The 16,630-nt window shown below is 33.8% G+C and carries 15 protein-coding genes and 3 pseudogenes; 16 read left to right on the top strand and 2 right to left on the bottom strand.

From position 1 onward, the window contains the following. Positions 1–400 precede the first annotated feature (400 nt). From G6554_RS23850 to G6554_RS23815, 8 genes and pseudogenes are all read left to right on the top strand, one after another. Complete coding sequence (locus G6554_RS23850) at positions 401–1,174, top strand: Cof-type HAD-IIB family hydrolase (RefSeq protein ID WP_166246549.1); 774 nt, start codon at positions 401–403, stop codon at positions 1,172–1,174. A 156-nt stretch (positions 1,175–1,330) separates the two neighbouring features. Then, positions 1,331–1,873 (top strand): annotated as a pseudogene (locus G6554_RS23845) (GNAT family N-acetyltransferase). A 172-nt stretch (positions 1,874–2,045) separates the two neighbouring features. Further along, the gene (locus G6554_RS23840) at positions 2,046–2,543 is read left to right on the top strand and encodes an AAA family ATPase (protein ID WP_166246547.1); all 498 of its coding nucleotides are present in this window, start codon (positions 2,046–2,048) and stop codon (positions 2,541–2,543) included. A 66-nt stretch (positions 2,544–2,609) separates the two neighbouring features. Continuing rightward, positions 2,610–3,125, top strand: coding sequence for a GrpB family protein (locus G6554_RS23835; RefSeq protein ID WP_166246545.1), 516 nt, complete (start codon positions 2,610–2,612; stop codon positions 3,123–3,125). A 544-nt stretch (positions 3,126–3,669) separates the two neighbouring features. Next, positions 3,670–4,790 (top strand): IS3 family transposase gene (locus G6554_RS23830; RefSeq protein ID WP_166246543.1). Its coding sequence is split into 2 segments (ribosomal slippage): positions 3,670–3,919 and positions 3,919–4,790, totalling 1,122 coding nucleotides; the frame shifts between segments, so codons are not numbered across the junction. 157 nt (positions 4,791–4,947) lie between these two features. Further along, positions 4,948–6,156, top strand: a complete 1,209-nt coding sequence (ltrA, locus tag G6554_RS23825) for a group II intron reverse transcriptase/maturase (RefSeq protein WP_242637936.1) — start codon at positions 4,948–4,950, stop codon at positions 6,154–6,156. Between the two features lie 431 nt (positions 6,157–6,587). Next, a complete protein-coding gene (locus tag G6554_RS23820; RefSeq protein ID WP_166246541.1) occupies positions 6,588–7,121 on the top strand; it encodes a hypothetical protein in 534 nt (177 codons plus the stop codon). Positions 7,122–7,202: 81 nt separating this feature from the next. Continuing rightward, the gene (locus G6554_RS23815; protein WP_166246539.1) at positions 7,203–7,541 is read left to right on the top strand and encodes a cupin; all 339 of its coding nucleotides are present in this window, start codon (positions 7,203–7,205) and stop codon (positions 7,539–7,541) included. Positions 7,542–7,671: 130 nt separating this feature from the next. Here G6554_RS23815 and G6554_RS25850 read toward each other — a convergent pair. Then, a pseudogene (locus G6554_RS25850) lies at positions 7,672–8,495 on the bottom strand (tyrosine-type recombinase/integrase). A gap of 240 nt (positions 8,496–8,735) precedes the next feature. Between G6554_RS25850 and G6554_RS23805 the strand changes: the two are divergent. The 5 genes and pseudogenes from G6554_RS23805 to G6554_RS23785 all read left to right on the top strand — a co-directional run bounded on the left by G6554_RS23805 (position 8,736) and on the right by G6554_RS23785 (position 12,557). Then, the gene (locus G6554_RS23805; protein ID WP_166246553.1) at positions 8,736–9,254 is read left to right on the top strand and encodes a sigma-70 family RNA polymerase sigma factor; all 519 of its coding nucleotides are present in this window, start codon (positions 8,736–8,738) and stop codon (positions 9,252–9,254) included. Further along, complete coding sequence (locus G6554_RS26255; protein WP_166246537.1) at positions 9,247–10,122, top strand: DUF4367 domain-containing protein; 876 nt, start codon at positions 9,247–9,249, stop codon at positions 10,120–10,122. Before G6554_RS23805 ends, G6554_RS26255 begins: the two co-directional genes overlap by 8 nt. Before the next feature lie 233 nt (positions 10,123–10,355). Next, positions 10,356–10,883, top strand: coding sequence for a nucleotidyltransferase family protein (locus tag G6554_RS23795; RefSeq protein WP_166246551.1), 528 nt, complete (start codon positions 10,356–10,358; stop codon positions 10,881–10,883). Positions 10,884–11,176: 293 nt separating this feature from the next. Further along, positions 11,177–12,204 (top strand): annotated as a pseudogene (locus G6554_RS23790) (IS1595 family transposase). Positions 12,205–12,287: 83 nt separating this feature from the next. Further along, entirely contained in the window at positions 12,288–12,557 is a 270-nt protein-coding gene (locus tag G6554_RS23785) for a hypothetical protein (RefSeq protein WP_166246535.1), read from the top strand. 127 nt (positions 12,558–12,684) lie between these two features. On the opposite strand, the gene G6554_RS23780 is transcribed toward G6554_RS23785, so the two are convergent. Further along, positions 12,685–13,002 carry a hypothetical protein gene (locus G6554_RS23780; protein ID WP_166246533.1) on the bottom strand — a complete coding sequence of 106 codons (318 nt, stop codon included), beginning with the start codon at positions 13,000–13,002 and terminating at the stop codon, positions 12,685–12,687. A gap of 422 nt (positions 13,003–13,424) precedes the next feature. On the opposite strand from G6554_RS23780, the gene G6554_RS23775 reads away from it, so the two are divergent. From G6554_RS23775 to G6554_RS23765, 3 genes are all read left to right on the top strand, one after another. Next, complete coding sequence (locus G6554_RS23775) at positions 13,425–13,667, top strand: hypothetical protein (protein ID WP_166246531.1); 243 nt, start codon at positions 13,425–13,427, stop codon at positions 13,665–13,667. A 598-nt stretch (positions 13,668–14,265) separates the two neighbouring features. Then, positions 14,266–14,826, top strand: a complete 561-nt coding sequence (locus tag G6554_RS23770) for a sigma-70 family RNA polymerase sigma factor (protein ID WP_166246529.1) — start codon at positions 14,266–14,268, stop codon at positions 14,824–14,826. Continuing rightward, positions 14,816–16,147: a sigma-E factor regulatory protein RseB domain-containing protein gene (locus tag G6554_RS23765; RefSeq protein WP_166246527.1), complete on the top strand. Its 1,332-nt coding sequence runs from the start codon at positions 14,816–14,818 to the stop codon at positions 16,145–16,147. Before G6554_RS23770 ends, G6554_RS23765 begins: the two co-directional genes overlap by 11 nt. The last annotated feature ends 483 nt before the right edge of the window (positions 16,148–16,630 follow it).

Genomic DNA, 16,630 nt, shown 5'->3' with positions numbered 1-16,630 from the left:
GATATAAATTTCTTTATTACCATATTTCACCATAAGTTCTTCGTTTCAATGTTTTTTAGCATGAACTTAAGGATAAATTTTATTCTAGTACTTAAGAACTATTTCGTGTACCTAAATATTTAATTAAAACAGTTGCAGATAAAAAAATTCAGGGTTATTCTACTCAAACATTGAAGGTGTATAGTGTTCAGTTATCCTTATTGATTAGATATCCAGATCTCTAATATTACGACTGAATCTAATAACTATATCTTGGAGGAATTATTGCCTTGAATCTAGAAATGAAAACATTAGATAATGAACCATTAGAGTAGGATTACTGAAGAAGGATTATATTTTCAGAGGTCGAATAGTTGAAAGATATTTACTTTTATTGGAACTATTTTTTGGGGAGATCTTTATGAGTTATAAAATTGTTTTTTTTGATATTGATGGGACTATTACAAATCACGAAGACGGCAGCATTCCTCATTCTACTATTGAAGCTATAAACACTTTGAGGTACGAAGGGATAAGGGTGGTAGCTGCAACAGGAAGACCACTTTCAATGTGTAAGGAACTACAGGAATTAGGTATAGAAACATTTATAACAGCAAATGGTGGCTACGTGAAGCACCTTCGAGAAGTTATACATAAAGTACCAATGGCTAAAAGTATTATTCAAGAAGTTATGGAATTTGCCAAATTAGAGAAGAACGGTTTGTCTTTCTATACAGAAGAATTCAGTATGAATGGCGTAACAGAGAAGAAAATCTTAACGGCCTTGAAGGAAACTTTGTCTCTGAATGAATTTCCTGAAACAAATGGCTCAATTCATAAAGAAGATGTATTTTTATTGTGTTTGTTTGCAAATGATGAAGCAGTTGAGAAGTATAAACTAAAGTTTCCGCATCTAACATTTAAAAGATGGCATCCATATGTGTTAAATGTTTTGCAGGAGGATGTTTCAAAGTCTTTAGCTATAATGAAAACTTTAGAATTCTTTGGTATCGATAAATCGGAAGCCATCGCATTTGGTGACGGTGAAAATGATATTGATATGTTGGAATTAGTAGGGTTAGGTATAGCAATGGGGAATGGAAACGAAAAATTGAAAACTGTTGCAGATTTTGTTACTAAACCATCAAGTGAAGATGGAATAGACTACGCACTAAAGAAGTATGGAATTATTTAAATTATTATGACCTGTTTCGGCCAGTAACGTTCAATTAAGAGTATGGCTGTTTTTCTTAATGAACAAACAAAGCAGTTTAGGGCAAGAAGAAATATCATAATCTCATAAAGTATTAGTGTGATAAAATACAAAATAAACCATTCGGGAGGGGATACAATGTTTATACATAAAATAAACGACGACTTATCATTAAAATTAATTGAAGTAAGAGATGGCGAAAGGTTATTTGAATTAACGAATAAATCAAGAGGCTATTTAAAAGAATGGCTTCCCTGGTTGGATATTACAACAAAACTCGAAGATACCATTGCGTTTATCAAAGGTTGTTTAAAAAGTTTTGCTGAAAATAGTAGCTTACATACAGTTATATTATTTAAATGAGAAATTGTAGGAATTGCAGGCTACAATAACATTAATTGGTCAAATAATACAGCATATATTGGATATTGGCTTGGTGAAGAATTCCAAGGAAATGGAATAATGACCGAGGTGGCTAAAACATTGACCGATTATGCCTTTAATGTGTTGAACCTAAATAAAGTTGAGATTAGAGCTGCTTTGGGGAATAAGAAAAGTAGGAGTATTCCTGAAAGATTAAACTTTGTAAATGAAGGGTGTATTAGAAAAGCAGAATGGTTATATGACCATTATGTGGACCACGTTATATATGGAATTTTGGCAGAAGAATGGAAAAAATAAGAAAACCTACATCAGCTAATGGGTACTTGAGTTTACGATAGGGTTGCTGCGGCGATCCTTTTTTCTTGTTGAGCTACCGGGGCAGATTAGTGAAAGAAGGAATTATTTATTTCTGTATCGAATGAAAATATTGTTAAAATCAACGGAAGTTGCAGATGCGTAGGGGGATAATGTGGAATCTAAGTTAATTATCATACGAGGAAACTCTGGAAGTGGAAAAACAACGACTGCCAAAGGTCTTCAAAATCATTTGGGGCGTGGAACGATATTGGTTTCTCAGGATACCGTTCGCCGTGAAATGTTGAAGGTTCAAGATAGAGATGGAAACCTATCAATTGATTTGATTCGGCAAATCGCTGAATATGGTAAAGATAAATGTGAATTTGTTATCGTTGAAGGAATTTTGTATAAGCACCGTTATGGGGATATGCTGAATAGTTTAATCCACTTCTTTAATCATAAAGCATATACTTATTATTTTGATTTATCCTTTGAGGAAACAGTAAAACGTCACAACTCTAGGTCAAAAAAGATGGAATTCGGAGTGGATTCTTTGCGTGCCTGGTGGATTCCAAACGATTATCTAGGCGTGTGTGGGGAAACAGTATTTACTAATGATTTCTCACAGAACGATGTATGTAAAATGATTTTAAATCAACTGCAAAAGTAATTATTTAGTATGAATACCAATATTCTTCTACAATGAATTTGTAATGAGTGTGTAGGGGGGATTTTAATGGTTAGAACTGTAATAATTGAGGATTATAACTCAGATTGGACTAAGGACTTTGAGAGGGAAAAAAGTGAATTGATTAATATCCTAAATGGTAAGATTATATCCATCGAACATATAGGAAGTACGTCGGTAAATGGATTAGGTGCCAAACCTATATTGGATATTGCTGTGGGCGTAAATAATTTAGAAGATGTAGACAAGTTTATTGAGCCTTTAAAACAAATTGGATATGAATTTAGACAACATAAGGAATTTCCAGAAAGGCGTTTTTTTAGAAAAGGCGAATGGAGAGCAGGAACACATCATTTACATTTTTATGAATTTGAAAGTGAACACTGGAATAACCAACTTCTTTTTAGGAATTATCTTAGAACTCACCCAGATGATCTAAAAAAGTATCATCAATTAAAAAAGGAAATGGCTGAAAAGTATCACTTTGATAGAGTTTCATATACTGAAGCAAAGGGACCATTTATACTAGATGTATTAAAAAAGGCTCAAAAAGAAATAGAATAGAACCAAAACTAATTAAGCTAAACGGATGCAAGAGTTAAAAATCAACTGACATTCTCGGCAGCTATTCTTATTGAAGGAACGGGGCAGGTGTGCGGCCGAGCCTAGGTCGTATCATATAGCGGGTGGGATTCCCGTCGAGTAAGAGCTAGCCATTCGCTCGTAGCGAGTCTTGGAGGGCCAAAGGTAACTCTATTTTTTAAGCGTAGACAGTTAGGTAGCGGGCCGAAAGCCAAATGGTTGAAGGGATTGAGCTCCATAAACGTTAGTAAACCGAGAGGGCTGATGCCTTACCTGCGTGCAGAAAGCAACATTTTTTTCCTTCGTCAAAGGCAAGAAGGATAAAACCTCTCTGGAGTCAGAGACCTTGGCACGTTACACATTGATATGATACGGCAACTTGGGACACCCTACCGGTCTTTTCTATATTTTATAGAAGAGTATGGTCTACAAGCAATAATAAGCAAGGAATGGATAGGCTACACTTAGTTGGACAGAATTTTTAAGGTCAAGTAGACTACAGATAACACATTTGAGGAGAATCTACATGGCCAAAAGAGAACGCCGAACATTTACTGAAGATTTCAAGCAACAGATGGTGCAGCTGTACCAAAATGGAAAACCCAGAAAAGAGATTATTCGTGAGTATGACCTTACTCCTTCTTCATTAGATAAGTGGGTGGGTCAGACTCAAAAATCAGGTTCTTTTAAGGAAAAAGACAATTTAACAGATGAACAAAAGGAATTGATGGAACTCCGAAAAAGAAATAAGCAACTAGAAATGGAAAATGATATTTTAAAGCAAGCCGCGCTGATACTAGGACGAAAGTAAATGTAATCAAGAATAACCAATACAAATACTTGATATCAGCAATGTGCAAAGTCCTACAAATCCCTAGAAGTACTTATTATTATGAAGCAAAGGAACGGATTGCGGAGGATCCCGTTACCTCTGATGTGGTCGATATTTTTCACGCAAGCCGTCAAAACTATGGAACACGAAAAATCAAAGTAGAATTAAAAAAGCGCGGTCTAACTGTTTCCAGGCGGAGAATCGGACGCATAATGCAGGAGCAGGGCCTTGTATCTGCATACACAATCGCTCAATTTAAACCTCATGCAAAATCCTGTAATGAATCAGAACAGAAGAATGAACTGAATCGTGAGTTCGATCAGGAACAAGAAATGACCGCAATCGTAAGTGATTTAACGTACGTAAGAGTTAATCAAAAATGGAACTACGTATGTATCTTTGTCGATCTCCTTAATCGAGAAATCGTGGGTTTTAGTACGGGATCAAATAAAGATGCATTACTCGTTTTTCGAGCATTAGCTTCTATCAAGGTTGACCTTAATAAGATACAGCTTTTTCATACCGATCGTGGAAATGAGTTTAAAAATAAATTGATTGATGATGCTTTAAAGACATTTAATATCCAACGATCTTTAAGTATGAAGGGTTGCCCGTATGATAATGCAGTAGCCGAAGCGACATTTAAAATCATCAAAACAGAGTTTGTGAAAGGCAGACATTTTAATAGTTTAGAAGAATTAACAAGGGAATTACAGGACTATGTCCACTGGTTTAATAACATACGAATTCACGGAACCCTTGGATATGAAAGTCCAATTGATTATAAGCATAGACACCTTAAAAAAATTGTCTAGTTTAATGTTGACATACCAGAAACCAAATGCCGAAGTAGGGGGTCGGATAGCAGCGTAGTACCAATGAAGTTGGGTAATGCCGATGGAGGAAAGGCTAGCTACCGGTTATCACCCTTACTAGGGACAGATTTACTGCACACAGATGTAGGTATAATAAATGGAAACAAAACTATTAAGGATAGCAGAATTAGCAAAATCTGAGCCTAAAATGAAATTTACATCACTAGCACCCTTATTAAATGAGCAATCGCTAACACAGTGCCATCATGAACTAACTAATAAAAAGGCGACGGGTGTTAATGGAACGACTAAAGAACAATACAGCGAAAACATGGAAGAAAACATAATGGATTTAGTAAGTAGGCTCAAGAGCAAAAGTTATCGACTTGTTCCAGTAAGAAGAATGTATATCCCAAAACTCAATTCAAACAAGAAGAGACCTTTGGGGATACCTGAACATGAGGATAAAATTGTACAAAAGGGTATTACCAAAATACTAAATACCATCTATGAAAATGACTTCCTAGATTGTTCATTTGGGTTCCGCCCTAATCGAAACTGCCATGATGCGCTTAAAATATTGAACCTTTATATTGAAAAGAGGTCAGTAAGTTATGTAGTGGATGTGGATATCAAAGGTTTCTTTGACAATGTGGACCACAAATGGATGATAGAATTCTTGAAACTCCGAATCGCTGATCCTAACCTTCTGAGAATAATCAGCAGGTTTCTTAAAAGTGGATACATGGAGGAAGGGAAGAAGTACAAGACAGATAATGGTACACCGCAAGGTGGAGTAATATCTCCGATATTAGCCAATGTTTATCTCCATTATGTTCTGGACTTATGGTTTGAGAAAGTGGTTAGGAAACAATGTAAAGGACAGGCTTACATAGTAAGATACGCAGATGACTTTGTTTGTTGTTTTCAACATAAAAGTGAAGCTCAGCAATTCTTTCATTCATTAAAGCTTCGATTAAAGAAGTTTAATTTGGAAATAGCCGAGGATAAAACTAAAATTATTCCCTTTGGAAGGTTTGCGGAAAATAATGCAAAACGTGATGGGAATAGTAAACCAGCTACGTTTGATTTGCTTGGGTTTACCCACTATTGTGGGAAAAGTAAACAAGGGAAATTTCGGGTAAAACGGAAATCTAGCAGGAAGAAAGTCCAAGGTAAACTAAGAGAATCTAAAGAATGGCTAAAAGCTAATAGAAATAAAGATATTCATACGATTATGGATAGATTTAGACGCTCACTTGTAGGCTATTACAACTATTGCATCACGGATAACACTCAAGCTGTTAACAACTTCAAAGAGAAAATCGAATACTTACTATTTAAATGGCTAAATAGAAGAAGCTAAAGGAAGTCCTTCACATGGGATAAATTTAACCTTTTTCTGCGTAAATATCCACTTCCTTCACCAAGAATCAAAGTGAACATCTATGAACTCAGAAAAGAGATTAGCTACATTCTGTAAATGATAACTAGGAGGAGCCGTGTGCGTGAATAGCGCGAGCACGGTTCTGTGAGGGGGGAGAACACAATCTGCCGTAAGGTAGAGAGGTTCTCTTCTACTCGACTAGTTAAAGAAGGATTGATCAATGTTGAAGAATTATCTGTCATTTTTATTAAGGAACAGATTTTAAGAGAGAGATTAAAGAATAAATTAAACAAACGGTCGTAAGAAAACGGACTGGTAAATCTTGTACAAACCGATTAGTAACTATTATTTATTATTTTTTTCAAAAAGTTAATGGAATATTATGTTAAAATACGATATGGGGGCTGCATATGAAAAGGTTAAATGGAATTAAATATTATAATTTTTCATTGTTTATTCTAGTATTGGTACTAACAGCTTGTAATCAACGTCCACATTTTGAATTGTATGAAGGAAAACCCTTAAAGATAGCAGTTATTGGAGAATCACCAAAAGTGAAAGAAGAACAAGTTAGGTTTGAAGAAATTACTTTCGATGAAATACTAAATAAGGAAATAGGTTCTTATGATGCTGTTTTTATTACGGAAGAAAACCTTATCGAAGCTGATGAAAGCCAGTATGCAGATGTTTACTTAAATTCAACCATTCCATTCTTTTTTATTTCAACTAAAAGTCATATTCCTTTTTCCTTGAAAGATACAGAGTACGATCATAATTGGAATTGGGCTGCTGGTAGTAATTTTGCTGTTGGAATGCTTACTTCACAAGAAAACGGTAAATTGAAGAGTTGGGGATATGGTTTATATAACGATGAAAAGACTGATGAAAATATAAAAGATGTTTATTCAAGAATTTTCAAGACAATTGATGGGCTAAATCTTTAAAATGAATAAGGAAATTTATTCAAAGGACTCCTTTAAAAAGGTACTATGGAAAAAGAAACATAAATTTCAGGGAGATTTTTAGTGCAATTATTTAAATTGGGAATAGGTCAAATTATTGGGAATTACAATTCTGTTTCAGCTTATTATTCAAAAATAATTAAAACAGAGGGACAGACCAATATTGGTTTTATTGATATTGACAAAGGTGGTATTGTAGGGTATCACAAAGCACCAGTGCCTCAGCTTTTCATTGTGGTTAAAGGAGATGGTTGGATTGAAGGAGAAGATAATATAAGAATTACGTTGAAAAGTGGTGAAGGAGTTTTTTGGGAAAAAGGCGAAGGTCACTTTAGCGGAAGTGAGACAGGTTTAACTGCCTTAGTTCTTCAATCCGAGAAATTAGCAATGCCAAATACATAAAAATAAAAGTTGTTCATAATGAATACTTCTTATTTATTTCTAGCATAAACTTTGTGAATAAATACACTTAAACTAATGGGGGCAATAGTGGAAAGGCAACGGAGTTATCCGTTGCCTTTTGCCATCCAATCTAAAAGTATTTTCTATAAAACTCCCTTCTAAGGCTCCCGCTTAACTGAGCATAAATCCTTGTAGTCTCGCTTTTTTTGTGTCCTAATAAACTTTGAATAACATCAATGGGAGCTCCGTTGTTTAAGCTGTGGCGTAGTTGATGAGGATGAATTTCTTTGTTAATTCCTGCCCGACTTGATATTCGTTTTATGATGTACCTCATCTGTCCAATACTCATCCTATGTGGGTGCCGTTCAGTAACAAAAATAGCTGGATCTTTATCCTAGCGAAGGTCTAAGTAACGTTTTAGCCAGATTTCACATTTTATATTAAAGTATACCTCTCTCTCCTTGTCACCCTTTCCAAGCACAATGGCTGAACGATTTGACCAATTAATACAATTTTTATCTAGAGAAACGATTTCCCCTATTCTACAACCTGTTGAAAACATAAATTCAAATAATGCCTTTCCCATTGAATTTAAACAGGCTTCCCTTAAATGTTCAATTTCTCTCTCCGTTAGAAACTTCGGAATCCGTTTACCTTGTTTAGGTTCTTTTATTTTTGCTGCTGGGTTTCTAGATAAATGCCCTTCCTCGTGTGACCAACGAAATAAAGATTTTATAAAGCGAATCGATGAGCTAAACTTGATGGCTTTAGGTTTTCACTGGATTTTGCTAAGTATCCTTTCAGTTGATCAGTCGTCAATGACTGCATATCCACATCGTTAAAGTGTTGAATCAGCAACTTGGACTGGAGCTTATATGCATTTAAAGTCTGAGGAGAGAATCCTTCAATCCTTTTGTCCGATTCATATAATTCCCAGGCTTTTGATAATAACAAAATAATTCCTCCTTTTCGGTTATATTAGAGGAATTATTGCCCTGATTATAGAATTGAAAACGTGGTATTGAAGTAACTGGGCATGTTAGCTTAATAAGGAATTTATAAAAGAAACAATATTAATATATGACCGTTTAATATGATAGTTTTTTATTATGAAAAAATATGAAAAAATTGAAGCTAAATGAAAGGTTCATTCATCTAATAGATATAAGGCATACATAAAGAGGAGGAACAGCCATTATTAGTTTAATAAAAAGGGCTCAAAAGGGCGATGACCAAGCGTTTCTTAAGCTCTTTCAGCAATATCAGGATGATATATACCGAATGGCTTTCACTTATGTGAAAAATCAAAATGATGCATTGGATGTAGTTCAGGAGACAGCATACCGTTCGTTTAAAAAAATCGATACATTGAAAAATCCTGAATATTTTAAGACTTGGTTACTCAAAATTGCCATCAACAGTGCAATTGAACTTGTTCGGAAAAATAAAAAAGTGATTGAGTTAAAACCGCAATACGAAGAGTTTATCGGTTTTGAGGATGAGGATATCTCTCTCTTTGTTACCCTGCAAGACTTACTAGAGCAGTTAAATGAGGATGAAAAGAGTATTATTATTTTAAGGTTCCACCACGACTATTCATTGAAAGAAATTTCGGACTTACTAAATATGCCTTTAGGGACCACAAAGTCGGTTTTATATCGTGCTTTAATTAAACTCCGAAAAAAATTTAAGGGGGCACAAATTTGTGAATAACATAAAACAGGCCTTGGAAAAGATTGAAATCCCAAAGGACTTGAACAGTAGAGTTACTTTAGGGGTAAAGCAGGCCAAAATGGAAAGGCAGAAGAGACGAAACCCAAAGTGGATGCTTGCTTCAGTCGCTGCCGTAATGATTATTGGTACAGGTTTAAGTTTAGGCGGTTCACACATAGCAGATGCGGCAGAATCAATTATCAGCCAATTATTTGGCTCAAAAGAAAACTTAATGAAAACTTATCCTGATGACGAACCTGAAAAGTTCGATTTGATAGATCAATCCCTAGTGGTAGCCCAAGAAAATTTAACTGAAGAAGAATTTAACGAATATACAAAACTGATGAAGGAATTGGTAGCGTTAAAAAGCAAGTTGCAAAAAGAAAATAGGGAGCCGAGTGAAAAGGAAGCTAACAGATCTCACGAAATAAAGGAAATAATGAGACCCTATGAAAACAAATTTATGCCAATATTTTCTCAACAATTGGCAAGTTTTACATTAACCAAAAAACCAGCATATTTACCACAAGGATATGAATTGGATTTCGAAAGCTACGGCATTGCTAATAAAGGTGAGGAACCAGTTGTTTCATTTGACTATAGAAAGGGAGAGTCTTGGTTTAATACACAACAACTGAAAATAAATCAATTAACGGATTTAGAAAGGCCGGGGGCTGGTTTATTTAAAAAAACTGAATCTTATTCCTTAAATGGATTTCAATTTGATTATGTTTCTAAAGAACAGTCGCAGTGGCTTGGTGGCTTGAGGATAAAAGTACCAGAAAAGGGGTATAAAATCGTATTGATTACAGATAAATTGTCCAAAGAAGAAATGGAGAAAGTATTGTTGTCTATGATTGAAAAGTAAATGGCCTTTTCAATATTAGAATGATTCCTAAGTATTTTCATCCCAATATGAATTGATTGAAGCGACTGCGAAATTAAGCAATCGCTTTTTCTTTATACAAAGTGGCGGGGTAGAAAAACTAAAGTTAGTGAACAAATGTACTTAAACTATAGGGGGTAATACACATTATAAGGAGTAATTTTACAGTGATAAATGAGGAAAAAATTATTGAGCTTATTACAGAAGATAAATGGATGATGAATATATTAAAAATAGCAAAATCATTGAATTTGCCAGATTGGTGGATATGTGCTGGCTTTGTTCGTTCAAAAATATGGGACACATTACATAATTTCAATGAAAGAACTCCAATCCCTGATATTGATGTAATTTATTTTGACCCTACAAATATTGATGAATTAAAGGAAAAAAAACTTGAGGAAATGCTTAAAACCCTTATGACTAATATTCCTTGGTCTGTAAAGAATGAAGCAAGAATGCACATTAAAAGCAATATGCCTCCTTATTCTTCTTCTGTTGATGCTATTTCCAAGTTTCCAGAAACAGCCACGGCATTAGGAGTAAAATTAGATGAAAAAGACAATGTGATATTAATAGCCCCTTGTGGAATCGGCGATGTTGTCAATCTTGAGGTGAAGCCGACTCCATATTTTACAAAGACTAAAGAGAGAGTTGAAATTTACGAAGTCCGTATATCAAAAAAGAATTGGAAATCAATTTGGAAAAGGTTAAAAGTGTATCATATTGATATTTCTTATTAAGCTAACGAAGCAGGTTAGTGGAATAATAAGGTGCAAGAAAAAAAGCAACTCTGTTGCAGAGCAACGGTTCGATTTTGAGTAGAAAATTTGAATTTACAGCCCATTAAACTTTTTAAACTTGCACTATTTTAGAAATTAAATAAGTAATAAGAAAAGCCAAATATTGAGAAATCATCGGATTTTGTTCCAATGATTACTGTTCTCTATTTTCATTTCGCTTTTATATAAGGCTCTGTTACCTTCCTGAATTATTAGTATAATGGAACTAAGAACGAATATTCGGGGGGGTAAGAATGAACAAGGCTTTTAGCAATCTACTGAAACATATTGATAAATTACCGCATACCCAAAAAGAAAAAGTATATCAATGGGTAAAACGCTATGTTCAGCCTTCTTCCTCTGTGGGTGGTCGTTTAATCAATGAAATGAGAGAAACTCGCTTCAAGGAAGGATTTGAGTGTCCTCATTGTTCATCTGAACACGTTGTTCGGTTTGGAAAGTATAATGGTCGGCAACGCTATCGCTGTAAATGTTGTTGCAAAACTTTCACTGACACGACCAACACCGTTTTATATCGTACTCGAAAAGGTAATGAATGGATTATATTTGTTGATTGTATGTTCAAAGGATACTCCTTGCGAAAATCGGCTGAAATCGTAGGGGTTACTTGGGTTACGCTTTTTTATTGGAGACACAAACTTTTAAACGCTTTAAAGCAAATGGATTTCAAGCATTTTGAAGGTATCGTTGAAATTGATGAGACCTATTTCCTATACTCTGAAAAAGGAAAACGTGGTATTACTAACCGCAAACCTCGAAAACGAGGCGGAAAATCTAAGCATAGAGGTATCAGCCACGAACAGGTTTGTGTTCTCGTTGCCAGAGACCGCACAAAAGCGACTGTCTCCAAAGTAGCTTGTATGGGTCGTATTGTGAAAACAAAGGTTGATACTTTAATTGGCTCTAAATTGTCTGATGAAAATGTGCTTGTAACAGATGCTTGGAGGGCATATAAAACTTATGCCAATGAAAAAGATTTAGAGCATTATCGGATTAAGTCAGACAGTGGCAAACACGTTATTAAGGGCTTGTATCATATCCAAAATGTCAACGGTCTCCATTCTCGTTTAAAACAATGGATAGACCGTTTTAAAGGTGTGGCTACAAAATATCTTGATAATTACCTTGCTTGGTTTTATTTGTCGATAGTCGTAGCAATGAAAGCACTAAACAGCATATTAAAGAATTCCTTCTCACATCATTTGTATATGAAATGACTGACACATATGATAGTTTAAGGTTGTCAAAATTTAACATTTAATTTTATATAACTGAAATAATTGAAAACTTCAATAATTAGTTGGGGAATTGTGGTAAATTATACAATGAGAGGGGAGAGGGAATATGACATACGAGATTTACGCAGTAATTATTTTAATAGTTGGAATAGTAATAGCCACTTTATTTAGCCTAAGAAAACCTAAAGCAAAGAAACTCAGAATTTGGGGAATAACCACTATGCTCATAATAGCACCAGTTGCTTCGTGGTTAATCAGTAGTATCTATGGGTTGAGTGAAGGTAGTGGATTTGCAATGATAGGGCTACTTATCATTCTGCTTCCAATTATTTTTATAGTAGGAATTATTCTTTATTGGATTGGTGGAAGGGTCTGAAAATTCAAATGTAAGTTTAAAAGAAACGGGAAACCTTTGAGAAATAGAGTTTCCCTTTATTATTGCTTAAAAATCAACAATGAGATTTAACAGAGCCTTATATAAAAAGAATGACCATAAACGTTATTTAAAAATATTCTCTATAATAAACCACGATACATAAAATAGAAATTACGGTATAAGCAACTGATGTTAAAAATACTACATTTGGCGTAAACTGGTGTTTTTGTTCTTCTTGTTTAATTCTCGTTGTTGCTTGAACAATCATATCTGTATTTCGGGATGTAAAGCCACCTTTTGAAGTAAAAAACCAAATAATGATACTAACTACTATACCAACAATAAATGAGAAATCAATGAATTTTGCATTAGTATAGAGGGTAAGAGCATAGGTTATTCCTAACAAAACAAGGGTTGTTATTAAAGCACTAATTAACTTTTTCATTAGTAAAATTCCTCCAATTTTTTATCATCCTATATTTGTTAATTTACCTTTATTTTAACAGAAAACTTTTAATTTTTGTAAAAGTATTTGGAGTAATTTCCCAACTATTGCATATAAATTATTTCCTTAAAATTTAATTGCTTTTATTGCAATACCTAATCTTTGTGAAGGAATATTATCTTCAAAAGGTTAGCCCCTTCTTTTGAAACAAAAGAAGGCGTATTGTGTAACCTCCATTACGAACAGAGGGCGATTGTTTGATAAGAGCAGTCGCTTTTCTTATTCCACTAACGAAGCAGTTTAGTTGAATAAGGCATCCTATTTTAATACTCCTGATATATCCAAAATTTTCGTATCCCCCTTTCAAGTAAAAAAAGTATAATGTAATAAAATGGAATCAAGTCGTTAATGGGGGGATGAATATGTTTTTCTTTAATAAAGAAGAGATTTACATTGGATATTCAATGGAGGAATTATCAAGGGTTAGAGGAATTTTAGAAAGTAAGGGCATTAAGTATACCTATAAAGTTATTAACCGTTCAAGTCAATGGTTGGGGCGGGGTACAACAAGAGGAAACTTTGGAAGAGCTGGAATGAACAGTAACTATGAAACACAATATGTCGTTTCTGTTAAGAAAAAAGACTCAGAGAACGCAAAATATTGAGTTCATACTGTTTTACACCCATAGAAGAATGTATCTTGTTAAACTAAAGTCGCAGGATAGTTTAACAAAGGGAATAATGTTAAAATATTATACATTTGATATCTGGAGGTATTTTATGGAGTCACTTATTATGGTTTTGTTCGTATTTTTAGTTTGTATTTGTATTGGTTCGGTATTGAACATACTACTTAAGACGACGAAAAAAAGGGATTGGCTTATTACATTCTTATTAAGTTTAGTTTTATCAATAATAATAGTGCCTCTATTAAATACATTTTAGAACATCATTTTGGGTGAAGATTAACAGATGCTTATTAAAGTAACGGGTGCAAGAGTTAAAGATTGGGATGGCTGTGGCGATCCTTTTTTCTTGTTTCACTAACGGATGCAGTTTAGTTTAATAAGAAATCATTTCAAATATTGTATTAAAAAGGTAATATTGAATTAAGCTAAAGTAATCAGCTGCCATTTTTGGCGGCTTTTTTAATTAATAACTAATTGCTTATCTGAAATTTTTTAAATGAAAAATCTTAAAATAGAACCTATAAAGAATACAAATCGTCTAATTACTAAAAAAACAATGATTGTGAGGAGAAAAATGATTGATAAGGTAGATGACTCTAAATCAGAACCCCTAAATTATTTAAATCGAGAAGAAAGGCTTAAATGGTTAATGAAAAAGTATGGCAATGATGTTATTAAAATTGCTTATACCTATTTGAAACAAAAACAACTAGCCGAAGATGTGGCACAAGATGTATTTATAAAGTGCTACGAGAAAATGGAATTCTTTAGAAATGAATCATCTTATAAAACGTGGCTTATACGAATTACTGTAAACAGATGTAAAGATGTTTTAAAGAGCTGGACTTTTAAAAATTTGTATTTTACTGACTTTTTTAAGCCAAAAGAAACCTATTCTTCTCTGGAGAATCACTTTTTTGGCGGCGAGGAAAATGAATTAATTTCAAAACAAGTAATAGAGCTACCAGTGAAATTAAGAGAAGTCATTATCTTATTTTATTATCAGGAGTTTTCAATAGAAGAAATATCGGATTTGCTAAAGATTAATCCTAATACGGTTAAAACTAGATTGCATCGGGGACGCATTAAACTTAAAGAATCAGTAGAAGGAGCGTGGGCAATTAGTGGAAAATAAATTAGGTAAATTAAAAGAAAAAATGGATGAAACAATTTTAAGAGATGTGTACTTTGATGATAAGCAGTATCAACGAGTGCTGAACTCAATTAAAAAATCCAAATTTCAAAAGCAGCCATCTTCATTGAGGAACAAATTTAATGCTCTGCTCAGCATTTCTGTAGTTTCTATAATGTTTTTAGGTATTACATATTTTGTTGGAACACAGCTTCACTTTTTCGATGGAATACAAGGGAAACGAGAAAGTGACTCAAAGGGGAATATACCAAAATCCCCAAATAAAGACACAAATGCGGAAGCTGAATATATACCACCAAAGCAAGAAGAAAATTATTATGAAATGACTAAAGAAGAGATACTGACCAAAATGATTAATACCGTAGACAATTTTGAAACAGCTATTGGAGAATACAAAATACACTACAACAATATTCCAGGCGATTCTGTAGTAGAATATTCTATAAGTTTGAAAAATAAACCAGGAGGATTCGGTAAAAGGACTGATACAGTAAATGGGAAAGAGGAGGTTGCTTTTCAATATTATACAGTTGGTTCAGTATGGACATTATCTGAACAAACAAAAACCTATATTGAATCGAAATATTTAGAAGAAGGTAGCCCAGGAACACCATTAAAAATAGAGGATGCATTTTCAGTTCATAGTGATGGGAACAATTTAACTAAATATAGAGAGAGACCTCCAATTGGTGTAGCAAATGAAACATTATTTCCTTATGAAATTGCTTCCAATTATACAAGAGACTTAAATTCTTGGAACGTTGAAAAACAAAATGAAGAACTATTAGGACATAATACACTTGTTATTAAAGGGAATATAAACCGAAGAGATTTCCAATCTTTCCGTTTTTGGGTGGATAAGGATACAGGAATCTTGGTTAAGTATGAAACGTATAATTCGGCTGGAGACGTTGTTGATTATTTACATCCTACGAAACTTGAAATTAACGTTCCTATTGACAATAAAAAATTCACACCAAATTTAGATGGATATAAAAATTATGATCTGTCACGGCAAGAACAACCTCATATGACAACTGGTAATATCGATGATTTAATCCCTGAAGAGATAAAGGGACAATGGGAAGAAGCAAAGAAAAAACCAAACGAAACAACTGTGCTTAAATTAAATGGAAATTGGTATATATATGTCCAAAAGGGATACCTTGTAAACTATATAGAAGCAAATGGTAATCAAGGTACACTATATCTAGCTAAAACCTCTGCTCAAAAATCACAGCATAATTTCCAAGCCTTTGCAGAAGGGTATAAAGTTGACTCTCTAAAGATTGTTTATGAATAATTTCTAAAAACTTACCCAATTGCAGATTTTTACTAGTGAATGCGATGCCTTTTTAAAGTATCGCATTTTTTTAACAAAGCGGATTGTGAAGTATTGTACTTAAAGTAACGGGTGCGTTACTCTAAGATCCATCTGCCATTTTTGGTGGCTTTTTTTAAGCTAAAAGTTATAGAAAGAAAGTAATATTTCATCGTAAGAAATATTTAGAAAAATAGAATATAATGGTAGAATATGACTAAAAAGCTGCAAGCACTGCAAGGAAGGCGGACTTTTTAACTGGGTTAAGAGTTGGGTTTGAATTAATGTGGGCAATACTTACAGCCGAGCCAAGGTTAACAATGATTCTTTTCCAGTTATTTTGTGATTTCCTTAGCTTTTGTTGCCTTAAAAAAGTTGACCACAATGACCAAATTAATGATTTTTGGAGGAAAAATTGATGGACAATAACAAATATCTATTGGACCAAAAAAATTATATTCATAC

The sequence above is a fragment of the Bacillus sp. MM2020_4 genome, from assembly GCF_011250555.1.
Classification (GTDB): Bacteria; Bacillota; Bacilli; order Bacillales; family Cytobacillaceae; genus Neobacillus.
This window is presented reverse-complemented; position numbering and strand designations above follow the sequence as displayed.